Origin of the sequence: Uliginosibacterium sp. 31-16 (genome assembly GCF_030730865.1) — a bacterium.
Lineage (GTDB): Bacteria > Pseudomonadota > Gammaproteobacteria > Burkholderiales > Rhodocyclaceae > Uliginosibacterium.
Window position 1 is genome coordinate 790594 of record NZ_JAVALZ010000002.1, and the last position, 21992, is coordinate 812585.

A 21992-nucleotide genomic window follows, 5' to 3' on the forward strand; every position below is an offset into this window, starting at 1 on the left:
CCTCAGTGTGCCGCCGCCGGTGCAAGCACCGGAGCATCAACCGCTTTCTGGCCAGCAATCGTGCGCACCATGTTGTAGAACATGATGAACATGCCGGAGAGGTAGAGCAGGCCGCCCAACAAACGGATCGCCCAGTACGGATACGTCGCCTTGACGCTTTCAATGAAAGCCCACTTGAGCGTGCCATCAACGTTCACGTCACGCCACATCAGGCCTTGCATCACGCCTGCAATCCACATCGAAGCGATGTAAAGCACGATGCCGATGGTTGCCACCCAGAAATGGAGCGTAATCAGACGCACCGAATACATCTCGGTCTTGCCATAGAGTCGCGGCAACAGATAGTAGATGGAGCCGATAGACACCATCCCCACCCAGCCTAACGCACCAGAATGCACGTGACCAATAGTCCAGTCTGTGTAGTGCGACAGGGCATTCACCGTTTTGATCGACATCATCGGGCCTTCAAAGGTCGACATGCCGTAGAAAGACAGCGAGGTGATCAGGAACTTCAGGATTGGATCCGTACGCAATTTATCCCAAGCCCCGGACATGGTCATGATGCCGTTGATCATGCCACCCCAGCTTGGGGCCAGCAGAATCAGCGAGAACACCATGCCGATGGATTGCGCCCAGTCAGGCAATGCGGTGTAGTGCAGATGATGAGGGCCCGCCCACATATATGTGAAGATCAACGCCCAGAAGTGCACCACCGACAGACGATACGAATACACCGGGCGCCCCGCCTGCTTGGGCACGAAGTAATACATCATGCCGAGGAAGCCTGCCGTCAGGAAGAAGCCCACAGCATTGTGCCCGTACCACCACTGGATCATCGCATCCTGTACCCCGGCATAAGCCGAGTAGGATTTCATCAGCGAAAAAGGGATCTCGGCTGAATTGACGATATGCAGCAAGGCGACGGCCAGGATGAAACCACCGTAGAACCAGTTGGCTACATAGATATGCGAGGTCTTGCGCTTCCCGATGGTGCCAAAGAAAACCACGGCATAGGCCACCCATACGACTGCAATGAGAATATCGATCGGCCACTCGAGTTCGGCGTACTCCTTGCCTGACGTGTAACCCAGCGGCAAGGTGATAGCAGCCAGTACGATGACAAGTTGCCACCCCCAGAACACAAAGGAGGCCAGTTTTGGCAAAAACAGACTGGTGTGACAGGTTCGCTGCACCACATAAAACGATGTCGCCATCAGAGCACAGCCGCCGAAAGCAAAAATCACCGCATTCGTATGCAGAGGGCGCAAGCGCCCGAAGTGAAGGTATTCGTGAACATTCAGATCAGGCCAGACCAGCTGTGCGGCAATAATCACGCCGACCAGCATGCCGACGATGCCCCAAACAACCGTCATGATCGCGAACTGTCGTACGACCTGATAGTCGTAAGTCGCCTGGGTTTGCATAAGCCACCTCGCAGTAGAGAAGGAACCTAGCGCCTGCCCCCCCCCCGGAATTCACGGAGTTTCAGCGGTGTGCTTAAAACCAGCGGCTTCAGCGGCACAACCACACATCAGCAGGAGGACCATCCTTGCCCTCTCGCTCACTTTTTGATCAAAATCAAGTGAGTTTTTGCGCTGGCGCAAATCCTAGCACAACAAGAAGGGTTTTTAGGCAGCGAACAAAAGTTTGGGACGAAAAAAAGGGTGCGACAAGCGCACCCCCAACCCCAACAGAGAGACTTCACGATCAGAAAACCTAGTCATTGCAACCGGTTTTCTTCTCGCCGCCGACGCCCCCGTCGGCATGTGTGCAGTATGCCCCTTTGGCCGCCCGGCGGCTTGACCGAAATCAATCGGCCTACACCAAAGTGTTAATTTCTTCATCCTTGGGTTCAGTCTTGTCTGACGCCGACGGAGACGAATCGTCATCCATGAGAATACGGAAGCCTGGCCCCTCAAGATCATCAAATTGCCCACTCTTGACCGACCACCGGAAGATCAGGCCGATCACGAAGACCAGCAGCACGGAAAGAGGGATAAGTATGTAGAGGCTGTTTTCCATGTGCTTATCTTACGCGCGCTATCCGCAGGGCGTTCAGTACGACCAGCAGCGAACTGAGTCCCATGCCAATCCCTGCTATCCATGGGGTCACCCAGCCAAGCATTGCCGCCGGAATGGCCAGCAGGTTGTAAGCCAGTGCCCAAGCAAGATTTTCGCGGATAACGGCCAGCGTCTTGTGCGCCAGACGACGACCAAGCAGCAGACGCCCCAGCTCATCATTGAGCAACAGAATGTCACCCTGATTACGCGCCAGTTCGGTGCCCCCCGCCATTGCAATGGATACATGCGCCTGCGCCAGCACAGGCGCATCGTTGATCCCGTCACCCACCATGGCTACCACGGCACCGCGCCCTTGCAGAGCCTGAAGTGCCGCGTGCTTTCCTTCAGGGGCAAGACCGGCTTTGGCATCCATCACGCCAAGCGTCTCGGCCACGGCAGCCACGGCAGGCTGCGCGTCGCCACTGAAAATGCTGACCCCGCAGCCCGCCTCGCGCAGCCCTTTGACCAACTCATACGCACTGGGGCGCAAGCTGTCAGCCAGAGCAAATGCAGCCAGCCACTGCCCTTGCCGCGCCAGATAAACAATGGTTCGCCCCTCTGGCGCAACAAGACGGAAAGGCAAGTCTGACGCGGCTAAACGAGCGGCATGCTCGTAGCACCCTAGCGCATGCGGCTCTCCATCAATGCGGCCTGTCAAGCCTTGTCCGGGGCGGATCTCCAGACGGGTAGCCGCACAAACATTCTCCCCTGCGGCAAGCACGAGCGCCCGCGCAATCACATGTTCGGAATGCAACTCCAGCGCGGCCGCCAAGCTCAACGCCTGCTCGCGTGCCACGCCTTCAGCGCACACCACCTCCTCCAGGCGCAATGCACCGGTCGTCAAGGTCCCAGTCTTGTCGAATACAAAATGTCCAGCACGAGCCAGCGCCTCGATGGCATGCCCCCGCGTCACCAGCAACCCGGCCCTTGCAAACGCATCCGTTGCCACCGTCAGGGCCACCGGCGTTGCCAGCGACAATGCACAAGGACAACTCACAACCAGCACCGCCACGAAAACCGGCACAGCTCGCGCAGCGTCGGCCTGCCACCAGTACATCCCCGACAGCAATGCCAATCCGAGCAGGACAAGAGTAAATACTCCTGCGATACGGTCGGCCTGCTCTACCACCTTTGGTCGTTCAGCGGCGGCACGCTCCATCAAGCGACGAATCGTCGCCAGTCGGGTCGTCTCCCCTACCTGCTGCGCCTCCACCTCCAGCACGCCACTGCCATTCAGACTGCCGCCCAACACCGTGGCGCCAACCGCCTTGAGCACAGGCGCGCTCTCGCCGGTCAACCAGGCTTCATTGACCTCGCTATGCCCGGCTCGCACAACACCGTCCGCCACAATCGTCTCGCCAGGCCGCACCAACACCCGGTCCCCCACGACCAGCAGGTTCGCAGGAACCCTCTCTTCAACCCCTCCGTCCTTTGTCAGGCGTCGTGCAAAACTCGGCAACAGGCGCCCCAGCATTTCGGCACCACGCATCGCACGCTGGCGCGCCAGCATCTCCAGATAACGCCCACCGAGCAAAAAGAACACGAACATCGACACGGAGTCGAAATACACGTCCCCAGCGCCCGCCAATGTCGCCCACACACTCGCCACGAACGCAAAGCCCACCCCCAGCGCAACCGGCACATCCATGCCCACCCGCCGCAAACGCAGATCCCGCAAAGCTCTTTGAAAAAACGGTGCCGCGGCATAGAACACCACCGGCAAGGTGAGCAACAAACTTGCCCAGCGCATCAACGATTCGACGCTGACGCTCATTTCACCCTCGCCTGCCATGTATACAGGCACGGCGTACATCATCACCTGCATCATCCCGAAACCCGAGACAAACAGCCTCCACAGCGCACTGCGCCGTTCACGCTGGGCCAGTTCTTCAGATCGCAAGGGGTCGTAAGGATGTGCGCGATAACCGATTGACGCGACAGCCGCCAGGATCGTCGAGAGCCTGATTTCTCCCTCGTGCCAGCGAATACGTGCACGCCGCGTCGCATAGTTGACCTGCACGCCGGACACCCCTGGCAATTGCGTCAGATGGCGTTCGTTGAGCCATACGCAGGCTGCACAGGTAATTCCCTCCAGGATCAGATCGGCCTCCCGCTCATCTCCGACCAAGGGACGCACGAAACTCTGCTGAAAGTTCGGGTGATCGAACAAGCCCAGTTCCTGCAGTTCTGCCGGCAAAGCCTCTTCCGGCCGCTCAGGCAGCGCAGCCCGATGGCGGTAATAGTCAGCCAGACCATTCACGATGATGGCCTCGGATACCGCTTGGCAGCCTGCGCAGCACACCTGTCTCGGAATTCCATCCATTGAAACAAACAGCGCTGTTCCTGCAGGCACGGGCTGACCACAATGGAAGCAGGAAAGCTCGACGGAAGTCTGAAAACCGGTAGTCACGATGGCCGGACCGAAAGACAGGAAAGCGATTCTACAACGCAGCATCAACCAGCACCGGCCGTAACGCGGGCAAGAAAAAAGGGCTGTGTCCAAGACACAACCCTTTCCATGGAACTGGTGCTGCTGACCGGAATCGAACTGGTGACCTACTGATTACGAATCAGTTGCTCTACCGACTGAGCTACAGCAGCGAAGGACGCGGATTGTATGCGATCAGATCGAATACCTCAACAGGGGACATCTTTGAACAACGCGATCAATTTGTTCGTTTGTACAATAGTCCAGCAAAGACCCGGATCAGCCGCACTCTCCAGCCATCCATCCCTGCTCAATCCCCTCTCATCGCGAAATTGTTGAATTTGGCGATTTTGCCAACCACGCTACGACCATGAAAAAAGATCTCGGCTTTACCCTTGTTGAACTGATGATCACATTGGCTGTGCTGGCTGTTCTGGTCAGCATTGCTGCACCTTCCATGCGAGACATGATTCAACGCAACCGGGTTGCAACAACGACTAACGAACTGGTTTCGGCCACAATGTATGCGCGTTCAGAAGCCGTTATGAGAGGCACCCCAGTCATGGTCTGCAACACCGCGGACGCGGCAAGTGCCGCTCCTGACTGCAGCGCCGGAAGCTCGTGGGCTCAAGGCTGGATTGTTTTCGTCGACTCGAACGGAAACAATACAAAAGACAACACGGAAGACGTCTTGCGAACATTCACTGCCCTTCCCTCAAACGTCACCCTGTCGCCAGCAGCAGGCAATGCCCGAGGTGTCGTCTTTGGCCGTACCGGCCAAGCAGAAGGTGTTGACGCGGCCAATGCAAAAACCGGCGGAGCCAGCTTCGGGACTTGCGCTTCCAACCTCTCAGAAGGCAGGCAAACCGTCCTGAACATGACAGGCAGAGCTTCTACAGGAAAGAAATCATGCTGATTTCACAAAAAAAAACCAAGCAGCGTGGCGCGACGCTTGTTGAAGTACTTGTCGCAATGGTGGTGATGTCTCTAGGGATTTTGGGGTTTTCCGCCCTTCAAATTACCGGCTTGTCGAGCAACAAGGTTGCCATGGACAGGTCTCATGCTTCTATTCTGGCTTATAGCATTGCCGATGCCATGCGAGCCAACAGAACAGCCGCCATCGCAGAAAATTACGACAGAGCACTGGGGGATGCAGTACCTACAGGAACCTCTACTGCGGAGACCGATATAAGCAATTGGTTAACAGAGATAGCCGCCCGCCTTCCCTCCGGTGACGGCTCCATCGACGTTTCCGCAGTCACCGGAGAAGTAACAATTACGATTGCATGGGATGAGAGTAAGAGCGGAGCCCCCAGCAACAGCTTTTCCGTGAGAAGTCGTCTATGAAAAACAACCTGCGAACCACCCGCCCCAAAAACTCACTTGGACTGACACTCATTGAATTGATGGTCTCTATGGTCCTTGGTTTGATTGTACTAGCGGCAGTCAGTGCCGTTTACGTATCGTCCAAACAGACATTTAGAACCAATGACAATCTTGCCCGCTTGCAAGAGAGCGTCAGAATCGCTTTTGACCTCATTTCACGGGACGTCCGACAAACCGCCTTCTACGGCTGCGCCGGTCAGGATGTCAATTTCAGTAATGCCCTGACCACCCCGAATGCGCTGTTGTGGAACTTTTCAGTCCCAGTCTCCGGATACGAGGCAAGTACATCAACCGCATGGAATACAACCCCGGACGCGGCTATAACCGCCCCACTGGGCGGACGCGACATCCTTGTAATCCGTTCGATTGATGAAGGCGGTGGTCCCGTAACAGCGCACGCCTCGGCATCTGCAGATCTGGTTGTCAGTGAAAAAAGCGGTATATCAGCGGGAGATGTTCTGTTGGCTAGTAATTGCCGCTCTGCGACGGTTTTTCAGGCAACGTCAGTTGCAACCGCATCGGGCACAGACACGATTTCACACATCACCGGATCCCAAACACCAGGCAATTCAACAACAGATCTGTCGAACACGTTCATAAACGGCGAATTAAGAAAAATCAGCACAAAAGTTTATTACGTTAGCAATAACGCCAGTGGTCTTCCGTCCCTTTTCGTCCTGCGCAGCTCGGATGGAACGTCACAAGAACTAGTGGAAGGCATCGACGGAATGCAAATTTCGTACGGAATTGATGACAACGACGACTTCGCAGCAGACAGATATGTTACCGCCGCGGATGCCGAAAGCGGATCGTTGTGGCCCAAGGTCGTAAGCATACGCATCACGTTGACTCATATTTCCGCAGAAGATTTTGTCGCAACCGCAGCACAGAGCAATTCTCTTGGTACTGCCACCGATAGAAGGCTACGTCGGGAAGTCACGACCACAATCGCACTGCGCAACAGGGCAGGATAACACCATGAATATCATTCAAACTCACACTCCCCTTTATCAAAGAAAGGAACGCGGAGCAGCACTACTGGTTGGTCTGATTGTTTTGTTATTGCTGACCATGCTGGGCATTACAGCCATGCGAACATCAACTCTTGAAGAACGCATGGCGGGGAATATGCGCGACAGCAACATTGCATTCCAATCCGCAGAAGGCGCCCTGCGCGAAGCATTCAAAACAGATCTGGCAGGAAAAGCATATGACGGATCGGCTACAGGCTATAACCAACAGATCACCACATTTACGGATGGAAGCGGCAACAACATCTCAGAATTCAAATTCTGGTCAGAGAGTTTTGATTGGACAACTGCAGCCTTGACCGCTACAAAAGCCAACGGAGTGACGTCTGCTCCGAAGTATGTAGTGGAAACAATCCCAGCAACAACCGGCGTCTGGAAAGCCGGGGAACGCGCAAAACGCGCATATCGCGTAACTGCAATTTCATCCGGCGCATCAAACCGCTCGGAAACCATCGTGCAAGGCACGATTGTTCAGGAGGACTGAGCAAATGAAAACCCCAAACAAAATCACATCTTTTTTAGCACTTTCCCTATTTTCGGTTTGCGGATTGGTTGCTGCGGCTCCATCCCAAAAACCTCTTTTCCTCGGAACCAGCGCACCTCCATTGATGATGCTGGTCATGCAGCGCGATCACAAGCTTTATTACGAAGCTTACAATGACGCATCAGATCTTGACGGAGACGGAATACCTGAGATTGGTTTCAAACCAAGCATGGAATATCTTGGTTATTTTGATTCAAAGATCTGCTACAACTACAGCACTACAAATAGCCGCTTTGAGCCCAAGAGTACCACTACAAACATGGAGTGCTCTGGAGCCTGGAGCGGGAACTTTCTCAATTACCTGACCACGTCGCGCATGGATGCGCTGCGCCGTGTCCTGTACGGCGGCTATCGTTATTCAGACACGGCAACCGAAACCGTACTGCAGCGCTCCTTCATTCCCCAGGACGCCCATGCCTGGGGAAAAGAATATACGAGTACGGCAGTCAACGGCTATGACATCACCAAATACACGCCCCTCAGCCAGCCTACCTCTGGCAAGCGTCACCTCTTCGCAAACCTGACCCTGCTTGGCAAGACAGACCCTCTTTTACGTCTGCGTACGAACTCATCCAACCGCGTCTGGGAGTGGCTTTCCAAAGAGCGGCCCGTGGGAGGATCAGATTGCGCCACCATTGGAGGCACAAACCAGACTTGTACAGGCACACTCACCGATCATATCGTGCGTGTTCAAGTATGTGTTTCAGGCTTGCTGGATTCTGTATGTACAAAATATTCCAGCGGCAGTAACAAGCCAACTGGCCTCCTGCAAAAATATGGCGAAACAGACAGCATGCATTTCGGCTTGCTCACTGGAAGTTACAGCAAAAACAAATCAGGGGGAGTTTTAAGGAAAAATGTAGGGAGTTTCACTGACGAAATTGATGCAGGAACAGGACAATTCAAGCTGCAAAACGACAACGATGCAGCAATTGTAAACGCCATCAACAGATTGAAAGTCACCGGATTCGGCGGCAGCAACGAATATACCTGCGGCTGGATCACCACACGCGCCATCAACAGCGGTGAATGCCAGATGTGGGGGAATCCGCTTGGCGAAATGATGTATGAAGCCGTTCGCTACTTTGCAGGCAAGACCCCAACCGCGAATTTTCTTACCACAGTCAATGCAGGCGAAGAGAGCACCTTGAAGCTCCCTGTCGCGACCTGGAAGGACCCTTACAAGTCAGTAGCCACCGGTGGCGGCGGAGCCAAGACTTGTGCAAAGCCATTCATGCTGGCGATCAGCGACATTTATCCATCGTTCGACTCCGACGAAATTCCGGGCGCAAACAGCAATTTTCTGGCCAGCGGTTTTTCAGACACGTTCTCAACCCTGAATGTGAGTAACGAAGTAGATGCCATCTGGGCCGCTGAAGGTTTGACCAAAGGAGGCTCATACTTTGTCGGGCAGTCCGGCGCCACCAAAGACAGCGCCCCTACCGGGAAGGTCGTCAACGGATTCAGCAGCATCCGGGGACTAGCTCCGGAAGAGCCAACAAAAGAAGGCTCCTATTATTCGGCAGGCGTCGCGCAATGGGCGCGCATCAATGACGTTAATGCCATAACAGGCGATCAGAAGGTTCAGACATTTTCTGTCGCCATGGCCTCACCACTGCCTCGCGTCAGCATTCCTGTCGGCTCCGGGAAATACGTTACAGTCATCCCGTTTTCAAAATCAGTTGGGGGCTCCGGGATTTCCAGCACAAAGGGAAGCTTCCAGCCAACAAACCAGCTGGTTGATTTCTATATTGACGTCATCAAAAATACCGACTCATCGAATCAGGACTCAACCGTAAATGGCGGACGCCCGTACTACGAATTCAAAATCAATTTTGAAGACGTTGAACAAGGCGCCGATCATGATATGGACGCCATTGCCACCTACAAGATATCACTGCTGGCGGATAAAACAGTCGAAGTCAAGGTCAGCTCGGATTATGCATACGGTGGCATTCTTCAGCACATGGGATATGTCATCTCGGGAACTAATGCGGATGGTGTGTATCTAGTCGTTAAGGACCGTGACGACGGCGGCAATCCGGCAGACGTCAATTATTTTCTGGATGTCCCCCAACATCCAAGCAGCGCCCTTCCCTTAACTTCAACCCGAACATTTACCGGCGGATCTTCCGCTGCAACATTTATACCCCACGATCCACTCTGGTACGCAGCCAAGTATGGTGGTTTCAATGATGCAAACAAGGATGGAAAACTTGACGGTAGTACGGAATGGGATGCCGATGGCAATGGTACTCCCGACAATTACTATCTGGTGACCAATCCAGCAAAACTGTATGAAGAACTGGACAAGGCCTTCAATGAAGTCGTCAAACGGGCAGCGTCCTCTACGCTGCTGTCTCTGAACACAACGCGCCTGAACTCGGAAACCCGTGTTTATCAGGCCAGCTTCAATGCGGAAGACTGGACGGGGGAACTGCGTGCATTCAAGATCAATAGCAACGGCACCCTAGGAGCCCAGGCATGGACGGCCTCGACGCAGATTCCAGCCCCTTCAGATCGCAAGATCTTTACGTGGAAAATGCATAAGACATCCCCGGCCACCACCTATACGGCAACAGGGACTCCTTTTGAATATGCCAACCTGCATGCGGATCAGATCACCCGCCTCGGACAAGCGCCGGCGTTTGGCACAACAACTATTACCAGCACGAACCAGACCAACCTGGTTGCCTATCTGCGTGGCGACCAAAGTAATGAAGGCGTCAATTACCGCAAACGCAGCGGTTTACTCGGCGATATCGTGAATTCAGATCCGACTTATGGCGGAGGTGTTGATTTCGGCTATGACAGGTTACCCGGAAGCGAAGGCGGGACAAGCACCTATCTTGCCTATCTGAAGGCAAAGAAAGCCGGGGCGCAAACCGTCTATGTCGGCGCTAACGACGGCATGCTGCACGCCCTGAATGCAGCAACAGGCGCAGAATTGTTTGCCTTCATTCCGGATGGCGTGATCTCGAATCTGAAAAACCTGGCTGCAACGAACTACGCATCCAATCACAAATACTTCGTCGATGGTCCCCTGCACTATGGCGATGCTTACATGGGTCCATCGGGAGCGAAGGCATGGAAGTCTTATTTGATCGGGTCGACAGGCGCGGGTGGCAAATCACTGTTCGCGCTCGATGTAACGAACGATCCTGCGTCTTTCGACAGCAGCAAGATCACCTGGGAGTTCACCAATGCCGAACTGGGTTACACCCTCAACCGCCCCATCATCACAAAGATGGCCAATGGACGCTGGGCTGTCGTTACCGGCAATGGCCCGGACTCTTCCAGCGGCAAGGCAAAGCTGTTCATCGTCTATCTGGATGCAAGTTTGACTGACGCGAATGGCTGGGATGCAGGTCAGGACTACTGCATGCTTTCCGCCGACGCTTCTGAGACTTCAACCGACAACGGTTTGGGTTCGCCGACAGTCATCCTGTCTGACGCAGGCACCGCGCAATACATCTACGCGGGCGATCTTAAAGGTCGGATGTGGAGATTCAATGTTTCAAACAACGGCGGCAACTGCCCGACAGCCTGGACTTCAAGCAAGGTCTTCACTGCGACCAATGCGAGTTCGACAGCGCAACCCATTACTGCAGCACCGCAAGTTGATGTCGGCCCCAACAGCGGGTTGATGGTGCTCTTCGGTACCGGCAAGTACTACACCGACACAGACCACGGTGATGTGACGACTCAAAGTCTGTATGGAGTCCTGGACAATCTGGCCAGCAATCCTTCCATTGTCCGAAGCGATCTTGTCGAACAGAAGATCACCAAGCAAACTTCAGGCACGTTCACCAATGCCGACACAAAGGCTAGCTATGATTGGGAAATCCGCGAGACCTCAAACAAGACCGTTGATTTTGCAAGCAAGAAAGGCTGGTACCTTGACCTGGTAAACCTGACGTCTTCCGGTACAACAGTGGCAGTCGGGGAGCGTGTCCTATCGACCCCGCTTCTCTCCGGAAACACCGCCCTCTTCACAACCTTTGTACCCAGCAGCGATGGTTGCGACGGCGGAGGCTCAAGCTGGGTCTTGGCCCTTGACTACAAGACCGGATCTGCACTGAGCAGCCCCTTCTTTGATCTGAACAAGGATGGTTCCTTCACTACGGCAGACAATTTTGGTGGCGGGAGCCAACCGGTCAGCGGAGTTCGTTTCGGCTTTGGTGGAGCTCCGGCTACAACCCGGACTGATACGCAGAAATATCTGCTCAAGCCAAGTGACGGCGGAGTTGAGAGCCTCAAAATCAAGGCTGCTCGTCTGATGGCAGCCTGGAGACAAATCAAATGATGAGGGAAACAGCAGCAGGCTTCACGTTGATTGAGTTGATGATCACGGTTGCTATCGTGGGTATTCTGGCGGCGGTTGCTTACCCCAGCTATCAGGAATACATCCTGCGGGGCAAACGTGGCGATGCAAAGACAGTTTTGCTGGAAGCGGCGCAATTTCTGGAAAGAAATTTCACCGAGGCAAACAGCTACAGCACCACGTCCAGCGGAGCAGCCGTCAGTCTGCCATCGACTCAGTCTCCAAAATCAGGAGGAACTGCGGCCTATTCGATTTCTTTCGTCGCGGGCTCTCCTACAGCAAATTCTTTCACTATCCAGGCGGTCCCTCAGGGTGGTCAGATAGCGGATAAATGCGGAACACTGACTTTGAACCAGCTGGGGCAGCAAAACATCACGGGTGCGGCAAGCGGAGCCACGGCGGCAGCTTGTTGGCAGAAATAGCCCGCGAAAAACGCTGTCCTTGCACTTCCTTCGACGCCAGAGCTTGCCTCTGGCGTTTTTACATCTACCTTTCGACATAGAGGGTTTCAGCAGATTTCCGTCCAGGGGGAAGCCGGCTACACTGCACTGCAGCACACGCCCCTCTTTTCCCCGGAGACTTCCCATGTCGCTCGCCCTGCCCGCCCACATTCAGATCAACGCCCCGATTCACCCTGGCTTTGAACACATTCTCACCGCGGATGCTCTGGCGCTGGTAACGAAGCTGCATCGGGCTTTCGAGCCGCAACGCCAAGCCCTGCTGGCAGCGCGCACGACGCGTCAGGCGCGGATCGACGCCGGCGAGATGCCGGATTTTCTGCCCGAAACCAAGGCGATCCGCGCTGGCGACTGGCGTATTGCTCCGCTCCCGGCGGCCCTGCATCGCCGCCGCACGGAAATCACCGGGCCGGTGGAGCGCAAGATGATCATCAACGCCTTCAATTCAGGCGCGGATTCGTACATGACGGATTTCGAGGATTCGAATTCGCCAAACTGGTTCAATCAGGTACAGGGACAGATCAATCTGTTTGAGGCGATTCGCCGCACGATCAGCTATACGAACGAAGCGGGCAAGGAATACCGTCTGAATGAACGGATCGCCACGCTGCAGGTGCGCCCGCGCGGCTGGCATCTGGACGAGAAGCATGTACTGATCGACGGCCAGCGCGTCTCCGGTGGCATCTTCGATTTCGCGCTGTTTTTCTTCCATAACGCCAAGGAGCAGATGGCACGCGGCGCTGGCCCCTTCTTTTATCTGCCAAAGATGGAAAGCCATCTGGAAGCACGCCTGTGGAACGATATCTTCTGCATGGCGCAGGACGAGCTGGGTATTCCACGCGGCACGATCAAGGCTACGGTACTGATCGAAACCATCCTCGCCGCCTTCGAGATGGAAGAGATCCTGTATGAACTGCGCGAGCACAGCGCGGGGCTGAACGCCGGACGCTGGGATTACATTTTCTCGTGCATCAAGAAGTTCAAGAACAACAAGGACTTCTGCCTCGCCAATCGTGGTGCGATCACCATGAATGTACCCTTCATGCGCGCCTACGCGCTGTCACTGGTACGCGCCTGTCACAAGCGCGGCGCTCCGGCGATTGGCGGCATGGCCGCGCTGATCCCGATCAAGAATGATCCGGAAGCCAACGACAAAGCCATGGCCGGTGTGCGTGCCGACAAGACGCGGGACGCCAATGACGGCTTCGATGGCGGCTGGGTCGCCCATCCCGGCCTGGTGCCGATTGCCCTGGAAGAATTCGTCAAGGTGCTGGGTGAGCGGCCGAATCAGTGGGACAAGCAGCGCGACGATGTGTATGGCGCAGCCGACCTGCTGAATTTCCAGCCCGAACAGCCGATCACCGAAGCGGGATTGCGCAACAACATCAATGTCGGCATCCATTATCTGGGGGCCTGGCTGGCCGGCAATGGCTGCGTGCCGATCCACAACCTGATGGAAGATGCGGCCACCGCCGAGATCAGCCGCTCACAGGTGTGGCAATGGGTGCGCTCCCCCAAGGGCGTGCTGGAGGACGGGCGCAAGGTCGATGCCGCGCTGGTGCGCAAACTCATCCCGGAAGAGCTGGCCAATGTCTGCAGCACTGTTACCGCACAGGGTGAAAGCATCGCCAGTTACGAACAGGCAGCACGGATTTTTGAAACGATGTCCCTGAGCGAAGACTACGTTGAATTCCTGACGCTGCCTTTGTACGAGGCCATGCATTAAGGGACTGCAGGCCCGCTTCCAACGGACATCTTCAGGCATGCTCCTTGAAGACCCTTGCTGGAGGCGGGCTGCAGAGCACGGCCCCTGCAGAACGCCACCCGATGCGGCTCTTCGGCCCACGTCAGCAGACCGGGCTAGCCGCCTTCGCGCCTGTCGACCAGATACCCACGCCAGCACCGTGGCTTGATCAGGAGGATTAGCCGGTAGAATCCAGTCCTGATGCAGACCTCCTCAACCGATCCCCGCCCCCTCGCGAGCTGGCCCCGCCACCGGCCAAAACTCAAACCCGCGCCCTTCTTCCCGATGACTCGGGCCGAGATGGACAAGCTCGGCTGGGACAGTTGCGACATCATCATCGTCACCGGCGACGCGTACATCGACCACCCCAGCTTTGGCATGGCCATCGTCGGGCGGCTGCTGGAGGCGCAGGGCTTTCGCGTGGGCATCATCAGTCAGCCGGACTGGCACTCGGCCGAAGCTTTCCGGGCACTGGGCAAACCGAATCTCTACTTCGGCGTGACCGCCGGCAATATGGATTCGATGATCAACCGCTACACGGCGGATCGCAAACCGCGCTCGGACGACGCCTACACGCCGGATGCCGCACCCGCCAAGCGCCCGGATCGTGCCGTCACGGTCTACGCCCAGCGCGCCCGCGAAGCCTTTCCCGGCGTGCCGGTGATCATCGGCAGCATCGAAGCCAGCCTGCGCCGCATCGCCCATTACGACTACTGGAGCGACAAGGTGCGCCGCTCCGTGCTGCCGGATTCGAAAGCCGACCTGCTGATCTTCGGCAACGCCGAGCGCGCGCTGGTCGAGCTCTCGCATCGCCTGGCGGCCGGCGAAGCCATCAGCGAAATCCGCGATCTGCGCGGCACGGCTTTCATGGTCAAGCGCGACTGGCTGCCCGACGCGGAATGGAGCGAGATCGATTCGCTGAGTCTGGACAAGCCTGGCCGCGTCGATCCACATCCCGACCCTTACGCCATGGAGCCGCAGCAGACCGCAACGGCACCGAACGCCGATGGCTCGCTGCCGGTGCAGATCGTGCCCGCCGCCGCCCGCGTCGCAGCCCGCAAGGCGGCTCGCGCCAAGACCGTGGTGCGCCTGGCGAGCTATGAAGCCATTGTCGAAGACCGCGTGCTCTACGCCCACAACTCGCGCGTGTTCCACCTTGAATCCAATCCGGGCAACGCCCGCGCGCTGCGCCAGACGCATGGCGAGCGCGATGTGTGGCTGAATCCACCACCGATTCCGCTCTCCACCGAAGAGATGGATTACGTCTTCGACGCGCCCTTCGCCCGCGCCCCGCACCCAAGCTACGGCAAAGCGCGCATTCCGGCCTGGGAGATGATCCGCTTCTCGATCAACATCATGCGCGGCTGCTTCGGCGGCTGCACCTTCTGCTCGATCACCGAGCACGAGGGCCGCATCATCCAGAGCCGCTCGCACGAGTCGATTATCAAGGAAATCGAAGAGATCCGCGACAAGATCCCGGAATTCAAGGGGCATATCTCGGACCTGGGCGGGCCGACCGCCAACATGTACCGCATGGCCTGCAAGGACCCGAAAATCGAGTCCTCCTGCCGGCGTCTGTCCTGCGTCTATCCGGGCGTATGCGAGAACCTCAATACCAGCCACGAATCGCTGATTCAGCTCTATCGCAAGGCACGCGCGATTCCCGGCGTGAAGAAGATCAGCATCGGCTCGGGATTGAGATACGACCTGGCGGTGCTCTCGCCGGAGTACGTGAAGGAACTCGTTACGCATCACGTAAGCGGTCTCCTGAAGATCGCCCCGGAGCACACCGAGGAAGGCCCGCTGTCGAAGATGATGAAGCCGGGCATCGGCACTTTCGAGCGCTTCCGCAAGATGTTCGACAAGTATTCAAAGGAAGCCGGCAAGACCCAGCATCTGGTGCCCTACTTCATCGCCGCCCATCCCGGCACAGCAGATCAGGACATGCTGAATCTGGCGCTGTGGCTGAAGGCCAACAACTTCCGCCCGGATCAGGTCCAGGCTTTCACGCCCACGCCGCTGGCGATGGCCACGGCCATGTATTACTCGCGCAAGAATCCGCTGCGCCGCGTGAGCCAGGATTCGGAAGATGTGGAAACCCCGCGTCTGGCAAAACAGCGCAAGCTGCACAAGGCGCTGTTGCGCTATCACGACCCGGAAAACCATGAACTGCTGCGCGAGTTCCTGAACGAAATCGGGCGCCGTGATCTGATCGGCAACAGCCCGCAGCACCTTGTGCCGTGGGCGTCTTCAGCCATGCATGCTGCGAAGCCGCGTCCGGCGGGCGTCTCCGGCAGCAATGCCCGCAGAACGCCGTCACAGGCGGCTGTTCGAGCACCCCATAAGCGCAAGGGCTAAGCCCGCCTCCGTATCGAAGCAGCCCTGATCCGGCGGGAAAGTCTTCCGGCAAATCCGCTGCCGGGCGCATGCCCGCAGCGGATCAAATCGCCCCGCCCCCGCCAATCCACAAATCCGTCACGAAAGGGCATGAAAGCCTCTTGATGTTACCGGTCGCAAGACTACAATCCGACTACCGCACCTGCGGAACAGAGTCTCTCAAGAGACCGGACAACCACCAATAATGGATTGGAGACATTCAATGCAACATATCTACACCCGTGCCGGTGTGGCGATAACCCTTGCCACCTGCGCCCTGCTCAGCCTGCCGGCCAGCGCCGTCAGCAGCACCACCGCCCGGCCGCAACTCACCAGCAGTCAGGCGGCCAGCTACACCGTCGCCAAATACATGTCGAACGGCGGCAGCTGGGACCCCTCCAGCGGCGTAGGCGCCATCAGCGGCTTCACCGCGAATTACAAGGTGGCCACCGACGGCAGCGCCAGCTACACCACCATCCAGGCCGCCATCAACGCCGCCGTCAAGGCCGGCGGCACAGCGCGCAAATACATCAGCGTGAAGGCCGGCAGCTACAAGGAAGTGGTCTGCGTGCCCAGTTCCGCGCCGCCGATCACCCTGTACGGTCTGGACGCCACGGCGGCCAACACGGTGATCTACTACGGCAACTCGAATCTGACCCCCAAGTCCTCGGGCTCGGCCACACATGCCTGCACCAGCAACAGTTCCGCCACGACCATCGGCACCTCCAGCAGCGCCACCTTCAACGTGGCTGCCACGGATTTCCGCGCCCGCAACCTGACCTTCAAGAACAGCTACACCGAAGGCACCTACAGCGGCAGCAACCAGTCCGCACTGGCGCTGTCGGTCCGTGGTGACAAAGCCATTTTCGAGAACGTGCAGGTCATCGGCAATCAGGACACCCTGTACATCGGTTCCTACAGCTACTCGACCACCAACCGTGCTTTCTTCAAGGCCAGTTTCATCCAGGGTGACACCGACTTCATCTTCGGCCACGGCACCGCCGCGTTCTACGGCTGCACGATCCAGTACAACGCCACACGGCTGGGCGCCTCGGCCGCCAGCTACATCTTCGCGCCAAGCACCCAGTCGTCGAACAGCTACGGCTTCCTCGTGATCAGCAGCACGCTGAACTACGCCGGCGGCTCGCCCAGCAACGTGGTCTATCTGGGCCGCAACTGGGCTGAGTCCGGCGCCAAGGGTCAGTTGGTGATTCGCGAGACGGCGATCGGCGCGCACGTACGCAAGACCGCTCCGTGGGGGCCGGGCACCAATGGCGTGGCCTACAGCAGCTCTACAGCCCGCTTCAGCGAGTACAACAACACCGGAACGGGCAGCGGCAACTGATCCTTGCTGTTTTTCTTCCCCAAAGCCCGGAGGCCAATCCTCCGGGCTTTTTCGTGTCGGTGACATTGATACAACCAAAACACCGAAATCCCTTACATGCGGCACTGCACCCAACGCCAATCCTCATTGGCTGCCGTTATCATTGCCCACAAATAAAATTAAAGATCGAGGAGCAAACCTGTGCTGTACCCGAAAATGCGCGAAATGATGGATCGCGTACGCCCGTTCATCCCCTTCGTACTTTGGCAACTGATCGTACTGGGCTGCTGCTACCGCATCTGGGTCGTGTTTGCCTACAACCCGATGGATCACATCTGGAGTGACCCTGAGCGCCACTGGGTACAGGGCATCGACGCCCGACGCGACGATCCGATCGCCCTGATGGACCCCATCCTGTACCAGCTCTATATCGGCATTCTGGCCAAGCTGACCCTGGGCATCCCGAAGCTGATCGGTTTTTATACGGCGGCCCTGTCGCTGCTCACGCCCTGGCTCTGGTACAGATTCCTGCGTGAATTGCTGCCTTCCCGCAATCTCGCCTTGCTCGGCTGGGCAATTCTGGCCTGGCTGCCATCATGGACGGCCATCTACAGCTATTTCATGCAGGAAACCCTGATGCTGCCGCTGCTCGGCGCAGCCTTGTGGGCCACCTGGCGCTGCCGTCGCAAGCCCACCCTGCAAGCCTTTGTCGCCGCGGCCATCCTGTGGACGCTGGCCGGCCTGACCCGTTCGATCTGTTTGCCACTGGGTTTGCTGGCGCTGGTCTGGCTATGGATGGCCCAAGGTGACCGGGTTCGCCGCGCAGCGGTCTCACTTGTGCTGCTTGCCGTTGTTTTTGGTCCGCTCACCGTGCGCAGCCTGGATCGCGCCCATCTGGTTGCCCCACATGGCATTGGTGGCCTGAATGCACTGTATGCCCGCTCGGGCGGCTTCGAAATCAACATTGAATTCAAGCGTCAGGGAGCCGGTTGGGGCTATGGTTTCGGCTCACCCTCCATGGGCGCACGTCCGTTCGCTCCGCTCTCGGACTGGCACACCAGCCGCGAAGGCATTGCACGCTTCAAGATCGACATGGACAAAGGCGCGGAGGACTGGGATACCGAAAAGGCCAAGCTTGATCTTGATCTGCCACGTTATCTCTGGCTCACCAAGGAAAATCTGATCTTCCTGTTTTTCTCCGAATCCTGGCCCGACACCAACCGCGAACGCCTGATCGGCGAGATCAACCACCAGTTGCGCTGGATCTGGGCCCCCATGAGCCTCGCCGGAGTGCTGCTGACCGTATCGCTGTGGCGTCGGCAGCGCGAACGCTTGCTGCCTTCGATGATCGTGCTGTGGTTCGTTTTGCAGGGGTTGGGACTGGTCGTCGTCAATGAAGGGCGCTACCGCAAACCCTTTGAAGGACTGCTGATCGCACAGCTGCTTTTGCTGGCCGGCAGCTTCCGGCCACAAGGTCTGCAAACCGCAACACCCATACCAAAAAAAGATGCCGAGGTTTCTCTGACATGAATCCACAAGCCTATATCGAAATGGCCGAAACCGAAGCCAGACACTGGTGGTTCGTTGGTCGCCGGGCGATCACATCGACCCTGATCAGCCAGCTTCAGCTTCCGCCAGAATCACGGATTCTGGAAATAGGCTCTGGCACCGGCGGCAATCTTGAAATGCTTTCCGGATTCGGACAGACCTGCGCCATGGAGCTCGATGAGGTTGCACGCGAGATCGCCATCGGCAAAACCGGCGGGCGCTTCACCATCAAGGCGGGGCGCTGCCCGGACCAGATTCCTTATAACGGAGAGAAATTCGACCTCATCTGCCTGTTTGACGTGCTTGAACACATCCAGGAAGATCAGGAAACATTGAACGCTCTTGGCCCGCTCCTGAAGCCTAATGGCCGGATCATCATTACGGTGCCCGCCAACCCGTGGATGTGGAGCTCACATGATGTGCATCTGCATCACATCCGCCGCTACACCGCGGCAAACCTGAAACTCAAGATTGAACGCGCGGGCCTTCACGCTACCCGGCTTTCACACTTCAATACATTGCTGTTTCCGCTCGCAATCGCAGCCCGCATCAAGGATCGCCTGACAGGCAACCCCACGGCCAGCGGCACTGCAATTCCGGGAGCGCTCATCAATAAAGCCATGAGCCATATTTTCGGCGCGGAAAGGCATTTCGTCCGCCGCGCATCGCTGCCATTCGGCATTTCGCTGCTGGCCATTCTGGAAGCCAAACAGTCATGACTTCTCGTAACGTCCCCGCCGGCACCCGCCGCCGCATTTCGCTTGTCATCCCCTTCTACAACGAAGAACCCAATGTCGACAACACGCTGGCGGCGATTGATGGTGTTGTGGATTCACAGCGCTACGACTGGGAACTGGTTGCCGTCAATGATGGCAGCCGTGACGCGACGCTGGCCAAACTGCATGCGGCCAGCCCCGCCAACTTTGAACTGATCGTGGTCGACTTGTCGCGCAATTTCGGCAAGGAAGCAGCGCTTTCAGCCGGCCTCTCGCAGGCCAGTGGTGACGCGGTGATCCCCCTGGATGCCGATCTGCAAGACCCGCCCGAAATGATCGCGGCCATGCTGGAAAAATGGGAAGAAGGCTTTGAAGTCGTGCTGGCCCGCCGCTCCGACCGCAGCAGCGACGGCTTCCTTAAACGCCAGTCGGCGGCCGGTTTCTACCGCGTGATGAATCGCCTGTCCGAGGTCAAGATTCCCGACAACGTGGGTGACTTCCGTCTGATGGATCGTCGTGTGGTTGAGGTGGTGGCCAGCCTGCCAGAGAGTCGTCGATTCATGAAGGGTCTGTTCGCCTGGGCCGGATTTCGTACCACCAGCATCGACTACGTGCGCCCCGAGCGCGAATTCGGCGAAACCAAGTTCTCTGGCTGGAAGCTGTGGAACCTCGCCGTAGAAGGGATCACCTCGTTCTCGACCGCTCCGCTCAAGATCTGGACCTATGTGGGCATCCTGGTCGCCCTGGCTTCCTTTGGTTATGGCGCGTTCATCATTCTGCGCACGGCGATCCAGGGCATTGATGTGCCCGGCTATGCTTCGCTGCTGACAGTCATGCTGTTCATGTCCGGCCTGCAGCTCATCGGCCTCGGGGTCATCGGCGAATATCTGGGGCGCGTCTATCTGGAAAGCAAGCGTCGCCCGCCCTTCGTGATCCGCTCTGTGCAGTCACGTGGAGGTAAGGCCTCCGAATGATCCAAGCCGAGTTCGGGCGCTTTGTGCGCTTCTGCCTGGTCGGCGTCGCGAATACCGGCGCGCACATGGCCGTCGTGCTGCTGCTGGTCGAGCGGCTGCACTGGCAGCCGGCGCGTGGCAACGTTGGCGCCTTCCTGTGCGCCAACCTGTTCTCCTATCTGGTCAACAGCCGCTGGACCTTCGCCAGCATGCAGGGCGACCGCACGCGCTACCCGCGCTTCCTGGCCGTGTCGCTCGTCGGTCTGACGATCTCCTGGAGCTGCGTAAAAATCGCGCTCCTGCTGAATCAGCACTACCTTCTCGGCGTTGCCGCTTCAGTCGTGATCGTTTCCATTGTCGGTTATGTCCTGAATCGCCTGTTCGTGTTTCCCCACGCCTGAACACACATGAATTTCAGCTACCACCTGCGCCGTCCCGCCACACCTCCCAGCCACCGTCCGCCCCTGCTGGTGCTGCTGCACGGCAAGGGCGCCAACGAGGAGAATCTGTTCGAGCTGGCGCAGTATTTCGACCCGCGCTTCATGGTCATCAGCCTGCGTGCACCACATGAGATGGCGCCGGGCTATTACCGCTGGTACGAGCGCACGGAGACGGCGCAAGGCTCAATCTTCGACGAGGCGGAAATCGAAGCCAGTCGCCTGTGGCTGATTCAGGCGATCAACGATGCCGTGATGGCGCTGGGGGCGGACCCGCATCAGGTGCACATCCTCGGCTTCAGCCAGGGCGGCGCGATGGCACTGGCACTGGCGCTCACCGCCCCGCGCCATCTGCGCTCGGTGGTGAGCATTGCCGGGCGCCTGCTCGCAGCCAGTGCACCGTTTGCCGCACCTGCCGAGGCGATGAATCATCTGACCCTGCTGATCCAGCACGGCACGCAGGATGAGATGGTGCCGTACGCCGAATCCGTGGCGGCCTGCGCACTGTTTGCCGAGCTGGGAGTGAAGCTGGGTTTCAAGGAGTATGGCGCTGGCCACACGATCAGCCCGGCCATGCTCAAGGATGCGCTGGATTTTTTGCGCGTGCAGCTGGATGCCGCACAGGACGGGCCTCTGTAAGGCATCTGCCTGAATAGCCGCGC

The 21992-nt window shown here is 57.5% G+C and carries 17 protein-coding genes and 1 tRNA gene; 14 read left to right on the plus strand and 4 right to left on the minus strand.

Annotation, left to right across the window (positions count from 1 at the left end):
• Window positions 1–2 precede the first annotated feature (2 nt).
• The 4 genes from ccoN to Q9Q94_RS11375 form a co-directional block, all read right to left on the minus strand.
• The gene (gene ccoN, locus Q9Q94_RS11360; RefSeq protein WP_305980178.1) at window positions 3–1424 is read right to left on the minus strand and encodes a cytochrome-c oxidase, cbb3-type subunit I; all 1422 of its coding nucleotides are present in this window, start codon (window positions 1422–1424) and stop codon (window positions 3–5) included.
• A 394-nt stretch (window positions 1425–1818) separates the two neighbouring features.
• A complete protein-coding gene (gene ccoS, locus Q9Q94_RS11365) occupies window positions 1819–2022 on the minus strand; it encodes a cbb3-type cytochrome oxidase assembly protein CcoS (protein WP_305980179.1) in 204 nt (67 codons plus the stop codon).
• Window positions 2023–2026: 4 nt separating this feature from the next.
• A complete protein-coding gene (locus tag Q9Q94_RS11370; protein WP_305980180.1) occupies window positions 2027–4516 on the minus strand; it encodes a heavy metal translocating P-type ATPase in 2490 nt (829 codons plus the stop codon).
• A gap of 70 nt (window positions 4517–4586) precedes the next feature.
• Window positions 4587–4662 (minus strand) — tRNA-Thr (locus Q9Q94_RS11375).
• A 197-nt stretch (window positions 4663–4859) separates the two neighbouring features.
• Here Q9Q94_RS11375 and Q9Q94_RS11380 point away from each other — a divergent pair.
• From Q9Q94_RS11380 to Q9Q94_RS11445, 14 genes are all read left to right on the plus strand, one after another.
• Complete coding sequence (locus Q9Q94_RS11380) at window positions 4860–5405, plus strand: GspH/FimT family pseudopilin (RefSeq protein WP_305980181.1); 546 nt, start codon at window positions 4860–4862, stop codon at window positions 5403–5405.
• Entirely contained in the window at window positions 5399–5836 is a 438-nt protein-coding gene (gene pilV / locus Q9Q94_RS11385; RefSeq protein WP_305980182.1) for a type IV pilus modification protein PilV, read from the plus strand. The genes Q9Q94_RS11380 and pilV overlap by 7 nt, the downstream gene beginning before the upstream one ends.
• Entirely contained in the window at window positions 5833–6849 is a 1017-nt protein-coding gene (locus Q9Q94_RS11390; protein ID WP_305980183.1) for a PilW family protein, read from the plus strand. The genes pilV and Q9Q94_RS11390 overlap by 4 nt, the downstream gene beginning before the upstream one ends.
• A gap of 4 nt (window positions 6850–6853) precedes the next feature.
• Complete coding sequence (locus Q9Q94_RS11395; protein ID WP_305980184.1) at window positions 6854–7390, plus strand: PilX N-terminal domain-containing pilus assembly protein; 537 nt, start codon at window positions 6854–6856, stop codon at window positions 7388–7390.
• A gap of 4 nt (window positions 7391–7394) precedes the next feature.
• Entirely contained in the window at window positions 7395–11756 is a 4362-nt protein-coding gene (locus Q9Q94_RS11400) for a pilus assembly protein (protein ID WP_305980185.1), read from the plus strand.
• Window positions 11753–12196 carry a type IV pilin protein gene (locus tag Q9Q94_RS11405; protein ID WP_305980186.1) on the plus strand — a complete coding sequence of 148 codons (444 nt, stop codon included), beginning with the start codon at window positions 11753–11755 and terminating at the stop codon, window positions 12194–12196. The genes Q9Q94_RS11400 and Q9Q94_RS11405 overlap by 4 nt, the downstream gene beginning before the upstream one ends.
• Before the next feature lie 163 nt (window positions 12197–12359).
• On the plus strand, window positions 12360–13958 hold the full coding sequence (gene aceB / locus Q9Q94_RS11410; RefSeq protein WP_305980187.1) for a malate synthase A: 1599 nt from the start codon (window positions 12360–12362) through the stop codon (window positions 13956–13958).
• A gap of 303 nt (window positions 13959–14261) precedes the next feature.
• Window positions 14262–16334, plus strand: coding sequence for a YgiQ family radical SAM protein (locus tag Q9Q94_RS11415; RefSeq protein ID WP_305980288.1), 2073 nt, complete (start codon window positions 14262–14264; stop codon window positions 16332–16334).
• Between the two features lie 241 nt (window positions 16335–16575).
• Window positions 16576–17697, plus strand: a complete 1122-nt coding sequence (locus Q9Q94_RS11420; RefSeq protein ID WP_305980188.1) for a pectinesterase family protein — start codon at window positions 16576–16578, stop codon at window positions 17695–17697.
• Window positions 17698–17877: 180 nt separating this feature from the next.
• A complete protein-coding gene (locus Q9Q94_RS11425; protein WP_305980189.1) occupies window positions 17878–19206 on the plus strand; it encodes a glycosyltransferase family 39 protein in 1329 nt (442 codons plus the stop codon).
• Window positions 19203–19943 carry a bifunctional 2-polyprenyl-6-hydroxyphenol methylase/3-demethylubiquinol 3-O-methyltransferase UbiG gene (locus Q9Q94_RS11430; protein ID WP_305980190.1) on the plus strand — a complete coding sequence of 247 codons (741 nt, stop codon included), beginning with the start codon at window positions 19203–19205 and terminating at the stop codon, window positions 19941–19943. Before Q9Q94_RS11425 ends, Q9Q94_RS11430 begins: the two co-directional genes overlap by 4 nt.
• Entirely contained in the window at window positions 19940–20914 is a 975-nt protein-coding gene (locus tag Q9Q94_RS11435; protein WP_305980191.1) for a glycosyltransferase family 2 protein, read from the plus strand. The genes Q9Q94_RS11430 and Q9Q94_RS11435 overlap by 4 nt, the downstream gene beginning before the upstream one ends.
• The gene (locus Q9Q94_RS11440; protein WP_305980192.1) at window positions 20911–21294 is read left to right on the plus strand and encodes a GtrA family protein; all 384 of its coding nucleotides are present in this window, start codon (window positions 20911–20913) and stop codon (window positions 21292–21294) included. The genes Q9Q94_RS11435 and Q9Q94_RS11440 overlap by 4 nt, the downstream gene beginning before the upstream one ends.
• Window positions 21295–21300: 6 nt before the next feature.
• Window positions 21301–21969, plus strand: a complete 669-nt coding sequence (locus tag Q9Q94_RS11445) for an alpha/beta hydrolase (RefSeq protein WP_305980193.1) — start codon at window positions 21301–21303, stop codon at window positions 21967–21969.
• Window positions 21970–21992 lie beyond the last annotated feature (23 nt).